Genomic DNA, 22,188 nt, shown 5'->3' on the forward strand with positions numbered 1-22,188 from the left:
CTAATGGACGACCCACTCCTGGGAAATATAGTGATGACTGCTCTACTTACGAGCGGTGATATCTATCTGTTGATAACCAGCCTTTTTAGCATTGCCCTCCTTTTTTTGGGGTCAGCCTTGGTATCTGGATCTGAAGTGGCTTATTTTTCACTTTCACATGATCAGCTCTTAGATGCAGACCACGCAGATAATCTATCGAGCAAGAAAATAGCAAACTTGCTGAGGCACCCCAAACAACTATTGGCCACGATTCTGATATTGAATAATTTCATTAATATCTCAATTGTTATGCTTTCAACCTACGTTACAACAGCTCTGCTGGGAGAGGTTTTGTCAGGTGGGGCCATTATTGTCACTCTTACTGTAGTGATCACTTTTCTGATGGTTTTTTTGGGTGAAATTGTACCAAAAGTATATGCCAATCAAAACAATATGGTGTTTGCCAGGCGCACAGCTTCGTTGCTGGCTGTCTCCTTTAGAGTGTTTCAGCCATTGGCCTGGTTGCTTATTAAAGTAAGCAACATTATTGAGCGTCGAATCGAACGCCGAGGCTATGTAGTATCAGTAGATGACTTAAACCAAGCGCTAGATCTCGCCGCAGAAGATGAAACTACCGAAGAAGAAAAAGGTATACTCAAGGGCATTGTAAATTTTGGCACACTATCAGTGAAGCAGGTTATGAAATCTCGAATGGATATCACCGCTATCGACTTGGAAACTGACTTCCACGAATTGATGAATCAAATCAATAAAACTGGTTATTCAAGAATCCCCGTGTACAAAGAAACGATTGACAAAATCGAAGGCATACTCTACATCAAGGATTTGCTACCACACGTCAATGAAGAAGAGGATTTTGCATGGCAAACGCTTTTGAGACCCGGCTTCTTTGTGCCTGAAACAAAGAAAATAGACACCTTATTTAAGGATTTTCAGGAAAAAAGAATTCATATAGCCATAGTGGTAGACGAATATGGTGGTACCTCAGGACTGATCACTATGGAAGATGTGATAGAAGAGATCGTAGGAGAAATCAATGACGAATTTGATGAGGAGTCCGACATCGCCTACAGCAAACTAGACAGCAACACCTTTATTTTTGAGGGTAAAACCTCTTTGATGGATTTTTGCAAGCTGACAGGCGTAGATCACAAATCATTTGATGAGGTAAAAGGTGAAAGCGAATCGTTGGGCGGCCTCCTCCTTGAAATCAATGCTATGCTTCCTAATGCCGGGGAGAAAATCGTATTCGATAAATTTCTGTTCACGACTGTGGCTGTAAATGACAAGAGAATTATTAAAGTGAGAGTTCATATTTCAAGATGATGAGAAGAGGGTATTGGGTGCTGGTTTTATTGTTGATAGGATGTGGTAAACAAAACCATAATCCAAAACCAAAAGGGTTTAATCGGATAGAATTGGCTCCGGCCGAATACCAAATGCTAGCGGACTCCTTCCCATTCCAGATGGAGTACTCTACGCAAGCAATCATTCTAAAAGACAGTTCCTGGATCGCCGAACGCTATTGGTTTGATATGTATTACGAAAAATTAGGGGCTAACATTCAGGTGACTTACAAGCCTGTAAACAATGACCGGTCAAAACTTGAAGAGTACCTGAGTGACTCGTATAGACTCACTTCTGAGCATCGAGTAAAAGCTTACGCCATTGACGAAAGTGTCATCACTCTTAAAAACGGAATAAAAGCGACCGTCATGGAACTGTCAGGGGAGGTTCCTACGCAGTTTCAATTCCACGTCACGGATTCTTCGAAGCACTTTCTAAGGTGTGCGTTATACTTCAAAACAGCCACTCAAAATGATTCACTGCGTCCGGTAATCAACTATGTAAAAATGGACATGTTGCACATGCTGAATACTCTCACCTGGGATCAATAATCCATCAGCATGTCTAGCTATATGGATACCAAAATTGAGTTTATCAAGGGCGTTGGGCCAGTCAAGGCCAAGCTTTTGAATGATGAACTCCGTATCCAAACCATAGAAGATCTTGTGAATCATATTCCTTTTCGATATGAGGACCGATCACAATTTCAAACTATTGATCAAATCAGCCACGTTCATGATCAAGTCCAGATCAAAGGCATTATCGACAAGCTGAGTATTGTAGGATCCGCCAGAAAACAACGATTGACGGCTACATTTCGAGATAGTACCGGAAGGATTGAGCTGGTTTGGTTCAAAGGTGTGAATTGGATAAAAGGTAAGCTAAAGACCGGTGTGCCCTATTTGGTTTATGGTAAGCCCACCCTGTTCCAAACAAAATATTCTATCAGTCACCCGGAGATTGAAGTTATCACTCCATCCAATGAATCTGGAAAGAAAAGCCTAACTCCAGTATATGCAACTACCGAAAAACTCAAGAAAAGGTATCTAGACAGCAAGGCAATACAAAAAATAATGCACGCTGTAATTCAAAATACAAGATTCCAACCTGTAGAAACACTCGACCCTAAAATTCTGCAATCTATGGGCTTGGTAGATCTTAAAACGGCCTTGTCAGAAATTCATTTCCCGAAAGACCAGCTGGCAATCGAAAGATCTCTATCCCGGCTTAAGTTTGATGAGTTGTTTTTTATCCAGCTAAAGATTTTTCAAGAAAAGTCCGACCAGAAAGAAATACACAAGGGTATCATCTTTCAAAAAAGTCATTTGGTTCATGATTTTTATAGCCATCATATTCCCTTTGAGCTTACTGATTCCCAAAAACAGGTAATCAAAGAAATATACACGGATCTACAGTCAGGCTATCAGATGAATCGTCTATTGCAAGGCGATGTAGGGAGCGGCAAAACGATTACCGCATTTGTCTGCATGCTAATAGCCATCGGCAGTGGGTTTCAAACCACTATAATGGCACCAACAGAAATCTTAGCTATCCAACACTATCAGGGCCTCTCTGAGTACTGCGATCAACTGGGACTCAGCATTCGGCTGATCACTGGTTCTACCAAAAAAAGTGCACGAAGAGAATATTTGGAGGAGCTGCAATCCGGAAGCCTGAATATTCTGGTGGGCACGCATGCCCTAATCGAAAATGATGTGCAATTCAATCGACTGGGCCTGGCAGTCATAGATGAGCAACACAGATTTGGAGTGGCTCAACGGGCTAAGCTTTGGCAGAAAAACAAGCACGTATACCCTCATGTCCTGGTTATGACGGCCACGCCTATTCCCAGGACTCTGGCTATGACTCTTTACGGAGATCTGGAAGTATCCACCATTCTAGAACTTCCAAAAGGAAGAAAACCTATTAAAACCTCTCATTTGACAGATTCTTCGAGATTGAAACTATTTGGATTTATTCAAAGCCAAATCGACTTGGGTAGGCAGGTCTATATAGTCTATCCGCTGATAGAGGAATCCAGTGCCTTTGACTACAAAGATCTTATGGATGGATACGAAAGTATCTCCAGAGCATTTCCCAAAATTCCCTTGAGTATCCTGCATGGAAGAATGAAATCTAAGGATAAAGATTTCGAAATGGACAGATTTGTCAAAGGCGAGACCAAGATTATGGTAGCCACAACGGTGATAGAGGTAGGTGTAAATGTTCCAAATGCATCTGTGATGGTTATCGAAAACTCTGAGCGTTTTGGTTTATCTCAGCTCCATCAGCTTCGTGGTCGAGTAGGACGAGGGGCTGATCAATCATTTTGCATTTTGATGACCGGCAAGAAAATTTCAAAGGAGGCAAGGGAGAGAATCAAATGCATGGTATCTACAACAGACGGTTTTGAAATTGCTGAAAAAGACCTGGAACTACGTGGCCCTGGTGATTTGATGGGTACGCAGCAGAGTGGATTATTGGATCTAAAAGTGGCGGATCTTACTACTGACGGTGAGCTGCTAAAGAGGGCAAGGGCTCTAGCCGAACAAATCATCGAGGAGGACCCAGAACTCAAGTCTCTGGATCATCAGCTTATTGCCAGAAATTTGAAAAAGGGGCAAATCGCCAGTCTAAAATGGAGTGCGATTTCATAGAAACAAAAAAACCACTCGATTGGGAGTGGTTCTAAATTTTTTATAGAGAGTTGCTATCAACCAGCTTCCGTCGGGGCCTTTAATTTGGCGATAGTAAAAGACTTCTTTTCCTTATGGCCACAATAGCCACAGGTAAAGTACTTAACAAGCTCCCCATCAGATTCTGCTGTAGCTGATTGTACAATTTCCTCTCTGTTTACTTTTAGGGTTTGGTAATTGCACTCATTGCATTTAAGGGCGTGTAGTCTACCATTATACTTTTCGATTTTGGTAAATCCTGATTCTTCATCGATCCATACATCATAATCTACAGAAAATGCATCCTCTTCAGCTTGCATTCCTTCATCTAAGTAGACATCTTCCTCTTCTTCGCTTAGCAATTTCATTGGACGGCCTTCAGGTGAAATTCTTGGAGCGAATCTCAGCAACTTGAGCCTTTTTTCAATGTAGAAAGGATAGTAAAACTTCAAGATGTTTTGAATGATAACGCCTGCAATAATTGCAAACATAGTGCTAACAAAAAGTCTCACAAAAAACCACATCATGCCTGATTCTGATACCAATGTATTTGCATAGACGGCCAAAGCAATAATGATGAGCAATGCACTATACCAAAGCAAATTGATCTCATACATGTTGATATAGTCATACTTTGCTTTATAGTCCTTTGTGATCATTAGTTTGAATAGATGACCGATTAGGATCAACAAACCTATACCTGCAATGGCATACGCAACCATGTTGCCGTATAAATTCCAGGTATCAAGTAAACTTTGATCAATTTTGTTCATAGCGTTAAGCTTTAATAATAGTGGATTCTAATATTGTTTTGCGCCAGATTATATCCTTCTCACTTCTCAGATAGAATGACGCACCCTATTTCCAAATATAGATAAAATGAACTATTGTATTTGGATAGCGGAACTAAATTTATAAAAAAATACACTTAGTTCAAATCAATCTCAGTTCGCCCTAAAGTGTTAGAATATTATAATTGAGAAGACTTATAATGCAAAAAGCCATTTCGGATTATCGAAATGGCTTTCACATAAATATTGTCTAACGGTATTACCCGTTCATTGACACTAAGAATTCTTGGTTGTTTCTGGTGCCTTTCATCTTACCGAGCAAGAATTCCATAGCCTCGTTTGAATTCATATCGTCCATGAATTTTCTCAAAATCCAGATACGTGCAAGTTCTTCTTTGTCTATCAACAAATCTTCTCTTCTGGTACCAGATGCAGGAATATCGATCGCTGGGTACACACGTTTGTTGGATAGTTTTCTGTCCAACTGTAGTTCCATGTTACCTGTTCCTTTGAATTCTTCAAAGATAACCTCGTCCATTTTAGATCCTGTCTCAATCAGAGCAGTAGCTAGAATAGTCAGTGACCCGCCATTTTCGACATTTCTTGCCGCTCCGAAGAATCTCTTTGGTTTGTGCAGGGCATTGGCATCCACACCGCCAGAAAGGATCTTTCCGCTGGAAGGTACAACAGTGTTGTGCGCTCTTGCCAACCTGGTTATAGAATCTAGCAAGATGACCACATCGTGACCACATTCTACCATTCTTTTAGCTTTCTCCAGAACAATATTGGCCACTTTTACATGTCTTTCGGCTTGTTCGTCGAAGGTAGAAGCAATTACTTCCGCCTTTACGCTTCTTGCCATGTCAGTCACTTCTTCTGGACGTTCATCGATGAGCAAAATCATAAGATAAACTTCCGGATGATTCTCGGCAATGGCATTGGCGACATTTTTCAAAAGTACAGTTTTACCTGTCTTAGGCTGTGCCACGATCATACCTCTCTGGCCTTTACCAATAGGCGAGAACATATCCATAACACGGGTAGAATAATCGCTTGGCTTGTAGCAAAGGTTTAGTTTTTCTTCTGGGAAAAGTGGAGTCAGGTATTCAAATGGTACCCGGTCTCTAATTTCCTCAGTAGTTTTTCCATTGACCGAGCTTACTCTAAGTAGTGCAAAATATTTCTCACCGTCTTTTGGTGGACGTATCTGGCCCAATACAGAGTCTCCAGTCTTTAGTCCAAACAATTTTATTTGAGATGGAGATACATATATATCATCTGGGCTCGCCAGGTAATTGTAATCACCTGATCTCAAAAACCCATAGCCATCTTGCATGATTTCAAGTACACCACCGTTTTCTATGACTCCGTCAAACTCCTTAATTTTTTCGTTGTATTCTGCCTTTTTAGATTTCTGATCAGGTCTTCGGTCTCTTTTCTCCCCACGGTCAGCTCTATCTCCTTTGTCTTTTCGCTCTTCTTTCTCTCTTGGAGCTTTTCCTTTCGACTCAGCTTTTGGCTCGTTGTTCGAATTGTCTTCCGAATCTTCAGCTTTTTCCGATTTTTCTTTGGTCTCAGATCCTTTGGCCTCTGCCTCAAGATTGAATGAGCCTAGCAGGTCATCAGATGATTTTGATTCTTTTTTCTTTGATGGTTCTTTTTTAGAAGCTGTTTTCTCTACAGGTTTTTCCTTCTTTTGTTCTTCCGCTTTTTTCTCTGCTGCTGGTATTGGATTGATCGCTTGCTCGTCTAAAATCTTGTAGACAAGATCTTTTTTAGCAGCTTTCTTGTAGTTTTTGATGCCCAGGCTTTCTGCAATTTCTTTTAGCTCAGAAAGTAGCCTGTCATTCAATTCTTCAATTTTGTACATGATAATTTATTAGTAGAATAGTGCTTAATGATATAAGCGTCTTGATATGAAATATTTTTGAAATATTATAGTAATGAAGATTGGCCAATTTTGATTGCTGGATAGCGCCCTAGGCCTCAATGCATATAAGTGCCACAATTATATGACAACTAATTTTACTACACAAATTTACTCAAATTTATTTGATTCTTACCTTTTAGGCTCATTATGATTATTTCCTGCCCGATTCTTTGATTTATTATAGGGCGTGTCTCGATTGATCCTATAAATTTGCCATTCAAAAAAATTAGGCCTTATGTTAATTGTTTCAGACATCAGAGAAAATCAAGCAGAGTATACTGCCGGATTAGAGAAGAGGGGTATTGCAAATGCAGCTGCCATATTGCAGGAAGTAATAGAATTGGACGAGAAAAGGAAAAGTACTCAGACCCAACTGGATGAAATTCTTTCCGAGTCAAATAAAATGTCTAAATCAATTGGCCTATTGATGAAGGAGGGCAAACACGAAGAAGCCAACGCTGCCAAACAAAAGACTTCTGAGCTAAAATCAAGCAGTAAGGAATTGAGTCAGGTGCTGGAAGATACTAGGACTGCTTTGGATGAAGCGCTATATCAAATTCCGAATATACCCAATCCTGAAGTCCCTGCAGGAAACACCGAGGAGGACAACGAGGTACTCTATACAGTAGACCACCTACCCAAAGTAGGGAAAAATGCAGTTCCTCATTGGGAGCTAATCAAGAAATATGACATTATAGATTTTGACCTGGGTGTCAAAATTACAGGGGCTGGATTTCCAGTGTACAAGGGCAAAGGTGCCAAACTGCAACGTGCGCTTGTCAATATGTTTTTGGATGAGGCAGAAAAAGCGGGCTATAGCGAAGTTCAACCTCCTGTCGTCATCAATGAGGCCTCTGGACGTGGCACCGGGCAGCTCCCTGATAAAGAGGGGCAGATGTACCATATCTCTGATTCGGATTTGTATCTTATACCTACGGCAGAGGTGCCTATTACCAATTTGTATAGGGATGTAATTATCGATGAGAAGGATCTACCTATAAAAAATGTGGGCTTCACACCTTGTTTCAGAAGAGAGGCTGGATCATGGGGCGCACATGTAAGAGGCCTCAATAGATTACATCAGTTTGATAAAGTAGAGATCGTCCAGGTTCAACACCCTGATCGCTCTTTTGATACATTAAAGGAAATGGTGAATCACGTGGAAAGTCTACTAAAAAAACTAGAATTGCCATATCGAATTCTCAAGCTTTGTGCAGGAGACCTCGGTTTTACCTCTAACATCACCTATGACTTTGAGGTATATTCAGCAGCTCAGCAGCGATGGTTGGAGGTGAGCTCTGTGAGTAATTTTAAGAACTATCAGGCCAATAGATTGAAGCTTAGATATCGGGATGAAAACAATGCCAAGCATTTGTTGCATACCCTGAATGGTAGCGCGCTTGCCTTACCTAGAATAATAGCGGCGTTGCTTGAAAATGGACAGACGGATTCTGGAATAAATTTACCTGCTGCCCTACACCCCTACACAGGATTTGAAACTATATCGTAACAAATACGATCAACAGAAATGAATCTAAGAAAAGGAACAGAAGCTGACCTACCAAGACTCCTGGAGCTCATCACAGAATTGGCGATCTATGAAAACGCCGAAGAGCAAGTGGTGAACACCGTTGAGCGGATGAAAATTGAAGGTTTTGGACTTAAAGCTGTATTCGGTTTTTTTGTGATCGAAAATGAAGATAAAATTGTTGGCGCTGCTGTCTACTACTGGCGCTATTCGACCTGGAAGGGCAAGCGATTGTATCTGGAAGATCTGATTGTGACCGAAGCAGTACGCGGCAAGGGAGCTGGCAAAATCTTATTTGACAAAATGATAGCCTTCGGCAAGGAGGAGGGAGCCAGCGGGATGATGTGGCAGGTGCTGGACTGGAATAAGCCTGCTATCAATTTCTACAAAAAGTATGAGGCTACGTTCGATGCCGAATGGCTCAACTGTCACATTGATTTTAGCTAGTCATCCAGTGAGTATTTGAATGGAATCGCCTTTAGGATATTATTAATTGCTTCTAGTCTTGCTTCCGCTTTTTTGTTGGCATCTATTATGATCCATGGTGCTTCCTTAGTGTGCGTCGTCTTGAACATAGCATCTTTATAAAAGGTATAGTCTTCCCAAAGTTCCTGTGACTTCTCGTCTACCGGAGTCATCTTCCATTGCTTAAGCGGGCTTTTTTTGATTTCATTGAATCTACGCGCCTGCTCTTTCTTAGTAATAGAAAAGTAAAACTTAATCAGGAATATACCAGAGTCTATTAGCATCTGCTCATACCCATTCACTTGTGACATAAATGTCTTGTATTCTTGCTCAGAGCAAAATCCGTTGACTGGTTCTACTACTGCACGGTTGTACCAGCTTCGGTCGAAAAAGACAATTTCACCAGGCTTGGGCAGTTTATTGATGTATCGCTGCAAAAACCACTGCTCTCTCTCGTCTTCGGTAGGGATATTCAGCGCCACTATCCTAAAGTGCCTTGGATTGAGGTGTTCTACAATTCTTCGGATTGCACCCCCTTTACCTGCAGCATCTCTGCCTTCAAATATGACCACAATCTTTTTGTTGTTTTTGATTACCCAGGTTTGCAGCTTGATCAGCTCTGCCTGAACCTTTCTCAATTCCTCTTCATATCTGGTTTTCTCTAGTAGCTTTGAGATATTTACCTTCTTGGCACTCAGGAGCACTTCCAATCCTCTCTTAGAGTTGATGAGTGCTACATCTTCATTTGTTAGACTTTTTGGTTTCATCTCCTTGAGTTTAGATATCGATCTGAGAAGCACTTCTATGATATCGCATAATCACGTTTGGATCAGGTAATAGCTGAATCTTTGATTCTCCCTTTCCTTCATAGTTGAATTTCGAGAGTACGTGACGGATACTTTCCAAGCGAGCTTCTTTTTTATTGTTTGTCTTGACTATAGTCCACGGACAAAAGTTCGTATGGGTCTTGCTGAACATCTGCTCTTTGTAATGTGTGTATTTGTCCCAGAGCTCTTGTCCCTTCATATCGACAGGACTAAATTTCCATCTTTTCAATGGATTGTTCATTCTGGATTCAAAACGCTTCTTCTGTTCATTTTTAGAAATAGAAAACCAAAATTTGATGATTGTGACATTGTCTTCATAGAGTAGGTGTTCGAACTCAGGCACCTGAATCATAAATTTGTCATATTGCTTTTCGGTACAAAAATCCATGACAGGTTCTACCACAGCACGATTGTACCAACTCCGATCAAAGAAGACTATTTCCCCAGGGTTGGGTAGCTCCTTTATGTACCGTCTAAAGTACCATTGGCCCTGCTCCACTTCTGTTGGTTTCGTGAGCGCCACGACTCTTGAATACCTTGGATTTAGATGTTCCTTAAATCGTTTGATTGATCCACCTTTGCCGGCTGCGTCTCTCCCTTCGAATATCACACAAACCCGCATTTTCTTCTTCTTGATCCACTGCTGCAGATTTACCAATTCACTTTGCAGGCGTTCCAGTTCAATCTCATATTTTAATTTTTCAAGTACGCCATCAATTGGAATTTTGTTGATCTTGGCGACCTCAATCAGTTCTTTTCTGGTATTAACTTCTAAAAGTTGACTGGCCGTAAATTTCATTTGGATCGTGTTTATTATTCTACATGTTCGAGCATGGTTCGGAAGGCGACAAATTTGTCCTTGAATTTTTCAGTGTGCTCTGACTGTAGGCCTTCAGCATAATTGTTCTGATATTCATTGATTTTTTCTATGCTTTCCGCAAAATATTGGATGGCATAAGTAATGGCACCTTCCTGCTCATGTGAGAGTAGTTTAAAGATCTTTCTTTCTACGAAAAAACCTGTATCCATCACTTTTGGGATATGATCCTCCCTCATCCATTGTAGCCAATCCGCCTCTATATTTTCGTCGAGACTGACTGTAACATTGTATAATATCATATGATAAAGTTAATTAGAATAAACGTTCGTTAAGAGTGACTAGAAAAGAGCTATCGCATATGATTATATGATTTTCCGCACCTTATTTGAAATATTTAAGCTTAGAGAGAATCTAAAATAAGCCTTCAATACTGCCGTCATCTGTAATGTCGATCTTTTCGGAGGCCGGATGTTCTGGCAGTCCAGGCATGCGCATAATAGATCCTGTGATTGGGACCAAGAAACCAGCGCCTGCTGCAATTTCTATTTCACGCACGGTTACCACAAAATCTTTGGGCCTGCCTAATAGCGCAGGATTGTCAGAAAGTGATTTCTGTGTTTTTGCAATACATACAGGCAGTCCGGCTAACCCTAATCGTCCAATTTTTCTTAGGTCTGCTTTGGCCTTGGCAGAATAGTCAATTGCTTTAGCTCCATAGATCTTCTTTGCCAGAATATCAATCTTTTCTTCTACCGGCAAAGACCAATCGTACATGGGTGTGAATTTCACATTGTTGGCCTCCACAGTGGCGACAACATCTCGTGCTAGCTCGATAGCTCCGTTGCCTCCCTGACCCCAGACATCAGCAATTTCTACCTTGACACCTAGCTCCTCGCATCTTGATCTGATGATTTCAATTTCAGCATCAGTGTCTGTAGCAAATTTATTGATGGCCACCACAGGCAAGATGTTAAATAATCCAATATTCTCTATATGCTTCTCCAGATTGGCTAACCCTTTTTTCAGTCCTTCCAGGTTCTCCTCCTTCAGTTCTGTTACGGGTACTTCTCCATGATATTTAAGTGCACGGACCGTAGCCACAAGTACCACAGCCTTTGGCGAAAGCCCCGCAGATACACATTTAATATCGAAAAACTTTTCTGCTCCCAAGTCAAACCCAAATCCAGCTTCTGTCACCACATAGTCAGACAAGGAGAGCCCTGTCTTTGTGGCAATAATTGAATTCGTACCTTGTGCAATATTGGCAAAAGGACCGCCGTGGATAATTGCTGGATTTCCTTCCATGGTTTGCACCAAATTGGGCATGATGGCATCCTTGAGTAGGGCGGCCATAGCTCCATTAGCTTTGAGATCGCGAGCATAGATGGGTTCTTTAGTGTAGGTAAATCCAATGAATATATTGCCCAGTCGCTTTTTAAGATCAGAGAAGTTTTCTGCCAGACAGAGTATAGCCATTATTTCTGATGCCGCTGTGATATCAAAACCAGTCTCTCTAGGCACCCCTGAGGTAGTCCCTCCAAGCCCTACGATCAGATTTCTAAGTGATCGATCATTCATATCCATCACGCGCTTCCAGGTGACGGTTCTTGGATCTATGCCTAAGGAGTTTTCCTTATTCTGTATATTGTTGTCAATTAGTGCGGCCAGCAGGTTATTAGACTTTTCGATAGCAGAAAAATCTCCGGTGAAGTGCAGATTGATATCTTCCATCGGGAGTACCTGAGAATACCCACCGCCTGTAGCTCCGCCTTTGATTCCGAAAACCGGACCAAGAGATGGCTCCCTAAGCACAACCGTTGCATTTTTACCAATTTTATTTAATGCCTCAGTCAAGCCGATAGACATGGTGGTCTTTCCTTCTCCTGCCGGTGTAGGCGAAATGGCCGATACCAGGATCAAATTGTTTTTGCTATACTTTGATTTATCAATATAGGTAAGAGGAATTTTTGCCTTGGTCTTGCCATAAGGGATCAAGTCCTGCTCATTGATATTAAGTTTTTGGCCAATTTCTGCTATCGGTCTTAGCGTGGCTTTCTTGGAAATTTCTAAATCCGAGTTCATAGGTAAGTGTTTTTATATCATGTAAAACAAGGCCGAATCAAGGCAATCGAAAAAACCTTTGTCTTACTCAGAAACCAAGTTATCATATTTTTTTAGAGGTTCATCGAACTTTTTTAGAAAAGGACACGGCGCTCCATACATTTACTTTAAGCAAATCATAAAACCCACCTTAATTATGAATGTGCATAAGATCGAACGTATAGAAGAGGTCTGGAAAACGATCTCTGGATATACCAATTATGAAGTCTCAAATCTGGGACAAATTAGAAGAAAAGCTCGCGAAACCTTTCATGCGGGATCTGGTAAAAACATCGCCCTCAAAGAAAAAGTAATGAAGCAGAGATGGAATAAAACCTGCAAATGCTATTTCATGGATTTGGTAGACAGCGATGGAAAAAGAAAAACAGTCTATCCCCATAGGGAGGTAGCTATGGCTTTTTGTATCAATGTTTTACCTCAGGATTACACGATGATTCTGCACTTGGACAACAATCCAAAAAACAATAACAGCGCTAATCTGGAATGGGTATCACCGTCTGAGCACATGGCTTTTCAATTTGAAGTTGGTAACAAAAACAACTTCAAAGTATGGCGTACGCGTAAGAAGAAGTACAAAAATGGTTTCAAGAATAGCACGGTATTCAAAGGGCGCCCTCGAAAATTGGCTTAATTCTTTACTTACCTATCAATACGAATGGTGACCAATAGTAGGGATGTGCAAATTTTCCGCCTTTCTCTATCATGTTCATCTTAGCCTTTTTGAGCGCATAGGCATAGCTTAAGCTTTCATGCAGAGCCTCCGGCACATCATGAGCTAAGAAATTGTCATAATAGTCTATCATTAACCGTTTAGTTGACTCATCGGACACCTTCCACAAGGAGACGGTAATGTTTTTAGCTCCAGCGTAGATCAGAGCTCGGGTAAGACCAATGATTCCTTCGCCGTTAGATATTTTGCCGAGGCCAGTTTCGCATGCAGAGAGAGAGACTAATTCTGCATTGAGATTGATATTATAAACTTCGCCAGAAAACAGAATACCGTCTTCTGCCTTGCTCAGGGTATCTCTGGTCATGAAGATCCCGGAGAATTCTGGCTCTTCCTGATTTACGAAGCCGTGTGAGGCAATATGAATATACTTGTAGTTGTCCATTTGTCCGGACTTGGCGATTTCTTCTTGTGCGTCATAGTACATATACTTATCTGCGATTTTCTGGTTTTTGGTAAACAGAGTATCGATCTGCTGGACCTCTACTTCTGTTCCCGGAAGGGATTTTAGCTCCTCAGCTGAAATTGAGATCCCTTTTCTCAGGTTCTTCGCCTTATCGGCTTTTTCATAGGACAGCTTTTTTGCCTCCTTGAGTGCTTCTAGAGAGTGATCAAAATCCACCGGAGCTAGTACCATCCCTTCCTTGGGTGCTTTAGGTCGAGATATTTTCTCATTCATAAATGTTTTATAAATCAGATTGGCGGAGAAGGTGTATGAAATATTATAGTCTTTGACCAGATAGGGTAATGTCGCGTAGTCTATATTCCTATAGTCCACCTCTTCTGTCAAGAGTACCTCAAACGGAATGGTAGCCATGATTCCATCCTGCACAACGATGATGTTTTTAATTCGCTCAGGTATTTTCATTGGAAAAAGTTGCTCATAGAGCATTCGGGCATAGGTACTATATATTTTATCACTTTTATAAAGCACTCCTTTTCTCACTGCCTTTACAGCTTTTTCATAATCTCGCTTTTTATATACCTTATCGATCTTCATTCCGGTATTATCAATCTGTGCTACATATATACTATCCGAGGTGAGAAAGTAGGAAAGCATCATGGTAGAGTCATTTAAGAAACTCTGAATCTCATCCAACTCTGTGATATGCACATCGTATTTGAGATCGTAGTACTTAGGATATTCTGTCTCAAACTTTTCTATCAGATCTTCATATGACCTATTGGCTTTGAAAAGCTCTCGCTGATAAAACTCAACCATGTCAGGGTCAGGATTAGCTGCAAGTTCTTGCGTATAGCTATTGATTATGGTTTTTAACTCTTTTTCTTTGGTGAGTAAGGTATCGGGGATTCCCCCAAACGAGATGGCATTGGATTCCGCAAGGGAAGAAAATAGTATAGCTCCTTTATTCTTCTCTGTAAAGAAGAAGAATCGGTTTTCGTATTCTCTTTTTTTGTCTTCATAGGTGGCTTCAGCGCCCAAGTATTTCACATTGTCTTCATTGATAAGATTGATCAATGAATAGGCGGCGTTGACGGAAGACTCATAGATTCGGCCGGACATTTCACTGAGCTCTATTTGGTCTCTACGGTCCGTATATGATTGTCTGATTTGCTCTACAAGGCTATCGCTAAGCACAAAACTATGGAGTGAGATATCCAGCCCTTTCACATTTTCACTTCGTCTGAACCCTTCTTCGAGCAGCTGACCTTTGAATTGCAGATACCAGAGCAAGTCCTTATTATCAAAGAAGTTGACTAGTACCGGGTTCATGAATACGTTTTTGTCATCGAAGTCAATGATGCTGGCGTTGATCGCCTCCTGGCAATACTCAAGTGCTGTTCGGATATCGCCTTTCTCTCCATATACTCTTGAGAGGTTATAATAGCCATTGGCGACATTAGGGTGCTCATGTCCATGAATATTGATGTCTATGCCGAGTGCTTTTTTGAAATATCTGATCGCCAGATCAAAATCACCAAAAAAGTAATAGATACTTCCCAGGTTGTTGTTGGCTGCAGAGGAATTCACATGGTTTTCTCCGACCAGGTTGAAGTTAATGTCCATCACCTTATTATAGTAATCCAGTGCATCTCGAAACTTCTCCTGATACATAAAAGTGTTGCCCACTCCAAGAAAGCTTCTCACGCTATTTTGGTGTTCCAGACCAATGGTTTTTTCAAATAGATCCAGTGCCTTTTGATAATACTCCAAGGCTTTTTCATAGTTACCTTGGTTTTTATATACATCGGCAAAGCCTAAATAAATCGCACCAAATTTCGGATTCTTTTCATGCAAAAATTTCTGGTATATCACTAGCGCCTGTCTATAATACTGCATGGCCAGATCGTAAGCGCTTTTGTTTTTATATATATCTGCGATCCCCACATAGGTGGTAGCCACGTCAGGATGATTTTCTCCGAATACGTTGATGTTGATCTTTAGCGCTTTGTCATAATACTCTGTGGCGAGGTTATAGGATCCTTTGTTTCGATACAGGTTGCCCAGGCTCAAATATGAGTTGGCTACATAAGGATGATTCTCACCCAGAATCGAACGATTAGACTCCAAAGCAGTTTTAAAATGCTTGAAGGCCTCTTCGTATTGGTGCTTTCCAAAATACACGTTGCCGATCCCAAGACTGGTCGGGGCAGAAAACAATACTTCTTCATGAACTTCATGATTAGCCAGCTCAAGGGCCTTTTCATATTCTTCCAGCGCGAGTTCGTGCTGACCCGTGAGATAATGAATATTGCCCATATTATTCATGGCATTGGCTTTTTCTATATCCCAGGGTCCTAACTTCTCATGAGCCATGTCAAAAGCTTCTTTGGCTACTGTCATAGCTTTCTTAAGTTCGAAGGTTCCACATAGGTTTTCAGCAATCTTGTTGTCGCTAGAAACTACACCGCGCCAGTATTGATCCTGCAGGTATGCAGCTCGGGCCTTTTCAAAGTGCATAATGGAGCTGTCGTGCCGATTAAACAACAAAAATGTATCGCCTTGATGAAAATGCAGGTCTCCAAGTTCTTTTTGCGCCAGAGCAGGCTGAACCATAGAAGCTGTTAGGAAAGTTAGAACAATTACAATATTGAATTTCATTATTTGTATATTTCGATGAAAAAGACATCTTCCACGCTATTTTAATTGAATTTATTTGATATTGCACGCGCAAAGTATTTAATTGAATTAGTTATTTACAAAAAATATTAATGTCCCTTGCTATGAGAAAGGCGCTACTCTTCTTAATTCTATGTCCACTTGCGGCCTATTCCCAACAAAAGCCAAACGTCCAAAAACAATACTATATCAGTGAGGACGGCAAGCTGTACTGGCATGGCAAAAATCCAATGTACCTGTTTGTTTCTGAGACTCCAGATGGGAAAAACCTTCACAAGCTAAATAGCGAAATCCATAAGGACTATACAAATCCTATGTATCTGGATACCGAAGGCATCAACTATATCAGGTCAAACTGGGCTGCTGACTCTTCATTGAAACAGTTGCAACCGAAATTCGAACTTTTGTTTGAAGTCTATCGCGATAGTGAAGCGCCTAAGACGACAGTTCTACTTGATGAATCACCTAAATATAAGAACACGGAAGGCAAACAATACTTCGGAAAGGGCCTGAAGTTCAAAAGTACAGCTGTTGACAACCAGTCGGGTGTACAAAAGACTTTCTATTCTGTGGATAACAACAATTTTCTGGCATTCACTAAGGACCAGGAACTCAATCAGGACAAGGAGTACGATATAAAAATCTACTCGGCTGATAATACAGGTAACGTAGAGCCAATTCAGATTTTTCAGTTTAGAGTTGACTTGACCACTCCAGTATCAGAATATACCGTTCATAATGATCGAAGTGGAATGATATTTTCGCCAAGGACCTATATCAAATTACAGTCTGTGGATGCTACTTCTGGCTTGAATAGAATAGGCTATAAGATCGACAATGGCGCAGAAAAGATATTTTCAAATCAAATAGATTTGAATGCCTTAGAAGATGGTCCACATACCATCAACTTCTATGGCTATGACAATGTAAAGAACAAGGAAGTAGACAAGGTCATAGAATTCTATTTGGACAAGACAGTCCCTGTCGTAGAAGCTACCATCGTGGGTGACCAGTACCAAAATAGAGGTCGGGTATTTGTATCCACACGTACCAAAGTAAAACTGACTGCTGAGGACAATAAGGCTGGAGTGAAAATTATTAAATATTCAATAGATGGAGCGGATCCGGAGACGTACTATGAGCCATTCATAATGGACAAGACAGGCGGGAATCACGTGATCACATACTATGCAGTGGATAAGGTAAATAATAGATTTGACGGAAAGCTCGAAGAATCTAACTTGAGTAGATCTTCTCTCGACATTGATATGGAAGCACCAGAGATCAAATACGAATTTACTGGCGATCAATATCATTCCAGAGACACTGCGTTCGTGACGGGGAATTCTGAAATCGCCCTGGCGGCCATCGATGGTGAGAGTGGTGTGAAAGATCTCGGATACAAAATCAACGGTGGCACCGGGCAGACTTACGATGGCCCTATCAAACTGGAGGAGGAAGGTTTCTACACTATAGACTTCTATGGTACAGATCAGGTAAACAACCGAAATACAAAATCATTCTTCTTTGTAGTAGACAATACTGGGCCGAGAATTGAGCATATACTGAGTATGGAGCCGGTTGGAAAAATCATTCTGGACGAAAAGGATGGCAATCCGGTTAGCGTTTATTCTAAGGGGGTAAAACTTTTCTTGGCGGCTACGGACAAGACGGTGGACACAGACAAAGTGTATTATACTTTGAATGGAGAGGCCGAACTAGAATATGTAAAACCTGTGAAAATCAATACGCGTGGTCTGGTAACTTACCAAGTCAGGGCTGTGGATAAGCTGGGTAATGTGACAACCTCGGAGGAGGTGGAAGTGTTTATCAAATAGCTTTAAGCGCTTAGAAAATATTCAGCCGGGAAATGTTTTCCGGCTTTTTTTATGCCTTTACTTATCGTGCATTTGGCAGTAAACTCAAACGATTATAGTAATCCAGCAATATCCAGCGCTGTAAATACCAAGGCTAGTGACAAAATCACATTTATAGCTAATTTGATTTTTTGATTCTTCATATATCGCTGAATGGCGGCACCAAAAAGTGCCCAAACTGAAACACATCCAAAACATACCAGCGCAAGAAAAACCATCCATGGAAGCAGGATCGTATAATCTCCATTGACTCCAGCAAGAAAAGTAGTAAATATAGTCAGTCCATAGACCAGGCCTTTAGGATTGACGACTTGTAGAATCAGCCCTTTGCTAAAGGATGCCAAATGATGACTACTTTCGTTGGTATAACTAGCCGATAGCGCCCTGTACGCTAACCAGATAATGTATGCTGCCCCTATATACTTGAGATACCGCTGCGCTGAGGGGAGATGTAGTAGCAATGAGGTGGAGAGCAACGAGCATCCCAGCATCAGCAGAAAGAATCCTGTAGAAATACCCAACAAATAATTCAAGGTCTTGCCATAGCCAAGCAGCATGCCCATAGAAGCACTGGAGATATTGTTGGGGCCAGGTGTAATCGAAGTGATCAGCACGAAGGACAAAAAGGACAAGCTAGCAAACTCCATAATCTAAAGTCAAAGCCTGCAATTTAGAGCAAGAAACAATTTTTTGGACTGGATTACATTGAAATGAATTGATTCAATGAATGAATGGTATTCATGTTTGGCGGGACTCTGAGATGCCATCCTCGAAGAAATTGTTAGGACTACCAAATACTTTTTATCTTTAGGTGACAAAGCTCTTCATTTGACGAACACCAGAAAAACCGATCTGCTTCAAAAGTATACCATTTTCAATTTGGGAATTGGGTTTCTTGTCCCTGCTTTTGTCCTCTTGATTAGTCAGTTCTATCCGAAGCTGTTTTACAACCAATTGGTGATCTGGGTTTCGTTTGTCCTGGCTGTATTTGTGATCATCTGGATGCTGCTCAACATGGCCAAAGCATCCAACAGTAAGTTTATCCGGCTTCCAGGCCTGATCCTTTGGGGAGTTGCCAGTCCGTTGTGCAGTATATTCTTGTTTGCGGCCGTATACTTTGGGACTACGAGTCACCATGATCTGTCATTCATTCATGCACTGGAATTCAGCTTCTCGGCCTTCATCAGAAAAACGAGCAACTACTCTGACATATGCGACTGCAAATTATTTGAGATCACTCAAAACTACCTGGGCTATTTGCCTATGTGATCGCCGTCACGATTCAGGGTATTAATATTAGGTTGAAGGCGAACGAGGAGTAATTTGTGGGTGAGCAAGAAGCAAGGTTGGACTGGTGGGGGGAAGTTGCTGAGCAAATGAAATCAATAAAAACTTCTTTCATAAACATCAAGATCAACCAACTTGCCGCCTACATAATTTTCCATCTTTATCAAAAACCCATTTTTATCATATGCATATTTTTGTATGCTTTCGATGTTTCCGGAATTCATGTCGTACGAAGTCCAACCGACTACTTTCCCGTCATCATTTAGCACCGTTCTTTGCGAAAGCGTCTTACGACCATTTTCAACAATAAAATGATAGTGAATCAAAGGCTCATATTCTATTTCATTAATTTCTGCATAATTTTCAAATTGCTTATTAATGCTTGATATTCTATCCTGTTTGTCGTACGCATACGTTTCAATTATTTCAATTTGACCATCAGAATATCTCTTTACTTCTATCAATTTTCCTTTTTCATTATAATGATATTCATCTTTGGTCGTAGAAAGAGTTTCACTATTTAATTGTTCCCACTTATTCTTGAGTACTCCGCTTTCTGAATATTCATATTTAATTTTCAGGAAGACGTCTCCTTCGGAATTGGTGAAAATTTCTTCAACTAATAATTGCTCTTCGTTGTATAAATAACCTGTTGATTTTCCCGCACCAGTTTGCGCAAATGTTTTGACTTCTTTAACGAGAAGTCCATTTTCGTAGAAAAAGTTTTTTTTTGTTTTCACTCTACCAGACTTACGATAGCTTATCTCTTCAATAATCTTTCCATCACTGTTGTATCTTATTTTCTTAGAAACATGGTCAAATACTGATTCATCATCGTTTACCTGATAATGGTTGATGCGCACTTCTTTTGGAATAGCTTGACCTTTTAATAGACAAGGCACAAGCATTGGCGCTAAGGGTCTATTCTTTCCTGACTCATACCATGACTTAGTGTCAAATACAGCTTTAACAAAATATTTATTGGAAGAATCTAAATCCACAACTACAGACAAAACTGAAACAACATCAGCGGTATCTCCATAATATGTATAAATAGTTGAATCTGGAATTTCAGAAAAATCTGCCCATGTCAATAACACTTGGTCATCCCAGCAGATGCAATTGGAAGAATCTTGATTTACAGTAAATATCACTGCGTTTGCCTGAAGTATTGAGCAAAATAAGAGTGTACCGAGTATGTTAATTTTCTTCAATTTCAATGGATATTTTTTTTCTGTATTGCCGTTAATTTTTGCTCCGCTGGCGCGCGTTTAGCCTCTTCGGCGTAACGCGTGCCTTATTCTATAGGCACCACCTGTATCAACAATGAGGTGTCTAAATTCCTTTCTCGTAAATAAATCAATCCAAAACACAACCATACTAGTCACAAAATATATTCCCTCGGGCTCTCGAAATTTGTGTTTTCTGACATACTCGCAAGATAGGAATTTCGCGCTCAACGAAGCATCGCACGCGTTAAGTCGAAGAGGCTAAACGCGCGCTATTTGGTTAGATTATTACTTGTGTCGAAAAAGATATTTCAAATTAAAAATACCTAAAACGGTTACAGTTAACATTGCCAACGAGCCTAAAAAGTTTGCAGAAGTTGAAATATCATCAGCAAAAAATGAAAAATTAATAAACAAGATGCTCGAAAAAACGGTACACATTGAGGTCAGTATCGCAAGAATTATCCCTTTGGTACTTTTGATTCTCATACTTTTTAATCTTACAAATAAGAATGAGGCTAGCACCGTACTCATAAACAGAATTACCATTAATATTGAAACTTGAGTGACTTTACTGTTTAAATTTATTCCGCCGTGTGATCCTGCACCAACAATTGCAAATGTGAAAAAAGAAATCACACTCAAAATCATTCTATAAATACCCGATAGTCTTAAAAATATATCCATTATTTTAAATCATACTTTTCTGAGTCCCAATTATACTCAAGTTTACCACCTATGGTGTAGCATAATTAAACATCAAAGCCCAACCACATGGTCAGGCTTTTGATAGAATGGTTTAAAGACCCATCCTCCTTTTTTAGAGAGCAGGATTTCTATTTATTCAAATCACGATTCGATTGCAAGCTATGTAGTATACTATTTCACTGAGCGCAGACTATCACTAGAAATTTGATTAAATATTTTTTCATTCTTGATAAACATCGTATTAATTGAGTCTTTTAATGACAAATATCTATCTTCATCCTCAACATAATCTCCTACATAGCTTTCAGTACGAATAACTTCTAGCTTTTTTTTATTTAAAATTGAACTAATTTCAGTAACACTTCCTGGATATGATGTTTTTTCAGCAAGAACAATATTTTGCAATACATCACCATTATCCGATACAACTACTAAATGCATTTTAATTGATCTGCCTACTTTTTGATTTCTTGATATAAGTATCAAATCACAACCTCCTTCAAAATGTGAATAAAAGTAAAGCTCCTCATCCTCACAAATACTTGCAATTGAACTATTTGTATTCGCGGAAGCCAACTCATCAAAATTAATATCTCTCAACATTTCAACATTAAAGAAATCTGTATTCAGTTCTTTAGAGTATTGTTTGTAACTATTACAATCATTATTCTTATTAGTATCACTTACCTTATTTTCGGTGCTAGCCTTGCTAGAACAACATGACAAAAATATTGCTCCTATTATAAGAGTTGATAATTTAATATTCATAGTCTA

Annotated in this window: 18 protein-coding genes; 8 read left to right on the top strand and 10 right to left on the bottom strand. The window is 40.2% G+C overall.

Annotation, left to right across the window (positions count from 1 at the left end):
• Nucleotides 1-3: 3 nt before the first annotated feature.
• The 3 genes from gldE to recG are packed head-to-tail and all read left to right on the top strand — an operon-like array spanning nucleotide 4 to nucleotide 4,004.
• Nucleotides 4-1,326: a gliding motility-associated protein GldE gene (gldE, locus tag ABJF11_RS09280; RefSeq protein WP_348119533.1), complete on the top strand. Its 1,323-nt coding sequence runs from the start codon at nucleotides 4-6 to the stop codon at nucleotides 1,324-1,326.
• Nucleotides 1,323-1,898, top strand: coding sequence for a gliding motility lipoprotein GldD (gldD, locus tag ABJF11_RS09285; protein ID WP_348119534.1), 576 nt, complete (start codon nucleotides 1,323-1,325; stop codon nucleotides 1,896-1,898). The genes gldE and gldD overlap by 4 nt, the downstream gene beginning before the upstream one ends.
• Nucleotides 1,899-1,907: 9 nt before the next feature.
• Complete coding sequence (recG, locus tag ABJF11_RS09290) at nucleotides 1,908-4,004, top strand: ATP-dependent DNA helicase RecG (RefSeq protein ID WP_348119535.1); 2,097 nt, start codon at nucleotides 1,908-1,910, stop codon at nucleotides 4,002-4,004.
• 56 nt (nucleotides 4,005-4,060) lie between these two features.
• Here the strand turns inward: recG and ABJF11_RS09295 are convergent, their stop codons facing one another.
• Together ABJF11_RS09295 and rho are read right to left on the bottom strand one after the other, a co-directional pair.
• Nucleotides 4,061-4,795, bottom strand: coding sequence for a hypothetical protein (locus tag ABJF11_RS09295; RefSeq protein ID WP_348119536.1), 735 nt, complete (start codon nucleotides 4,793-4,795; stop codon nucleotides 4,061-4,063).
• Nucleotides 4,796-5,072: 277 nt separating this feature from the next.
• Nucleotides 5,073-6,683, bottom strand: coding sequence for a transcription termination factor Rho (gene rho, locus ABJF11_RS09300; protein ID WP_348119537.1), 1,611 nt, complete (start codon nucleotides 6,681-6,683; stop codon nucleotides 5,073-5,075).
• 295 nt (nucleotides 6,684-6,978) lie between these two features.
• Here rho and serS point away from each other — a divergent pair, with 295 nt between their 5' ends.
• Entirely contained in the window at nucleotides 6,979-8,253 is a 1,275-nt protein-coding gene (serS, locus tag ABJF11_RS09305) for a serine--tRNA ligase (protein ID WP_348119538.1), read from the top strand.
• 18 nt (nucleotides 8,254-8,271) lie between these two features.
• Nucleotides 8,272-8,718: a GNAT family N-acetyltransferase gene (locus ABJF11_RS09310; RefSeq protein ID WP_348119539.1), complete on the top strand. Its 447-nt coding sequence runs from the start codon at nucleotides 8,272-8,274 to the stop codon at nucleotides 8,716-8,718.
• Here the strand turns inward: ABJF11_RS09310 and ppk2 (ABJF11_RS09315) are convergent.
• From ppk2 (ABJF11_RS09315) to ABJF11_RS09330, 4 genes are all read right to left on the bottom strand, one after another.
• A complete protein-coding gene (gene ppk2, locus ABJF11_RS09315; protein WP_348119540.1) occupies nucleotides 8,715-9,503 on the bottom strand; it encodes a polyphosphate kinase 2 in 789 nt (262 codons plus the stop codon). The genes ABJF11_RS09310 and ppk2 (ABJF11_RS09315) overlap by 4 nt on opposite strands.
• 10 nt (nucleotides 9,504-9,513) lie before the next feature.
• Complete coding sequence (ppk2, locus tag ABJF11_RS09320) at nucleotides 9,514-10,362, bottom strand: polyphosphate kinase 2 (protein WP_348119541.1); 849 nt, start codon at nucleotides 10,360-10,362, stop codon at nucleotides 9,514-9,516.
• Between the two features lie 14 nt (nucleotides 10,363-10,376).
• Nucleotides 10,377-10,682 (bottom strand): DUF4286 family protein, encoded by a 306-nt coding sequence (locus ABJF11_RS09325; RefSeq protein WP_348119542.1) that lies wholly within the window; start codon nucleotides 10,680-10,682, stop codon nucleotides 10,377-10,379.
• 112 nt (nucleotides 10,683-10,794) lie between these two features.
• A complete protein-coding gene (locus ABJF11_RS09330) occupies nucleotides 10,795-12,465 on the bottom strand; it encodes a formate--tetrahydrofolate ligase (RefSeq protein ID WP_348119543.1) in 1,671 nt (556 codons plus the stop codon).
• 175 nt (nucleotides 12,466-12,640) lie between these two features.
• On the opposite strand from ABJF11_RS09330, the gene ABJF11_RS09335 reads away from it, so the two are divergent.
• Nucleotides 12,641-13,135: an NUMOD4 domain-containing protein gene (locus tag ABJF11_RS09335; RefSeq protein ID WP_348119544.1), complete on the top strand. Its 495-nt coding sequence runs from the start codon at nucleotides 12,641-12,643 to the stop codon at nucleotides 13,133-13,135.
• 4 nt (nucleotides 13,136-13,139) lie between these two features.
• Here ABJF11_RS09335 and ABJF11_RS09340 read toward each other — a convergent pair whose 3' ends face one another.
• Nucleotides 13,140-16,295, bottom strand: a complete 3,156-nt coding sequence (locus ABJF11_RS09340) for a DUF2225 domain-containing protein (protein ID WP_348119545.1) — start codon at nucleotides 16,293-16,295, stop codon at nucleotides 13,140-13,142.
• A gap of 122 nt (nucleotides 16,296-16,417) precedes the next feature.
• On the opposite strand from ABJF11_RS09340, the gene ABJF11_RS09345 reads away from it, so the two are divergent.
• On the top strand, nucleotides 16,418-18,151 hold the full coding sequence (locus ABJF11_RS09345) for a chitobiase/beta-hexosaminidase C-terminal domain-containing protein (protein ID WP_348119546.1): 1,734 nt from the start codon (nucleotides 16,418-16,420) through the stop codon (nucleotides 18,149-18,151).
• Between the two features lie 92 nt (nucleotides 18,152-18,243).
• On the opposite strand, the gene ABJF11_RS09350 is transcribed toward ABJF11_RS09345, so the two are convergent.
• A complete protein-coding gene (locus ABJF11_RS09350) occupies nucleotides 18,244-18,837 on the bottom strand; it encodes a LysE family translocator (RefSeq protein ID WP_348119547.1) in 594 nt (197 codons plus the stop codon).
• Nucleotides 18,838-19,018: 181 nt separating this feature from the next.
• On the opposite strand from ABJF11_RS09350, the gene ABJF11_RS09355 reads away from it, so the two are divergent.
• Nucleotides 19,019-19,459 (top strand): hypothetical protein, encoded by a 441-nt coding sequence (locus tag ABJF11_RS09355; RefSeq protein WP_348119548.1) that lies wholly within the window; start codon nucleotides 19,019-19,021, stop codon nucleotides 19,457-19,459.
• Between the two features lie 113 nt (nucleotides 19,460-19,572).
• Here ABJF11_RS09355 and ABJF11_RS09360 read toward each other — a convergent pair whose 3' ends face one another.
• Complete coding sequence (locus tag ABJF11_RS09360) at nucleotides 19,573-20,697, bottom strand: hypothetical protein (protein ID WP_348119549.1); 1,125 nt, start codon at nucleotides 20,695-20,697, stop codon at nucleotides 19,573-19,575.
• 888 nt (nucleotides 20,698-21,585) lie between these two features.
• The gene (locus ABJF11_RS09365) at nucleotides 21,586-22,182 is read right to left on the bottom strand and encodes a hypothetical protein (protein ID WP_348119550.1); all 597 of its coding nucleotides are present in this window, start codon (nucleotides 22,180-22,182) and stop codon (nucleotides 21,586-21,588) included.
• Between the last annotated feature and the right edge of the window lie 6 nt (nucleotides 22,183-22,188).

Source organism: Reichenbachiella sp. (assembly GCF_039941815.1).
Lineage (GTDB): Bacteria > Bacteroidota > Bacteroidia > Cytophagales > Cyclobacteriaceae > Reichenbachiella.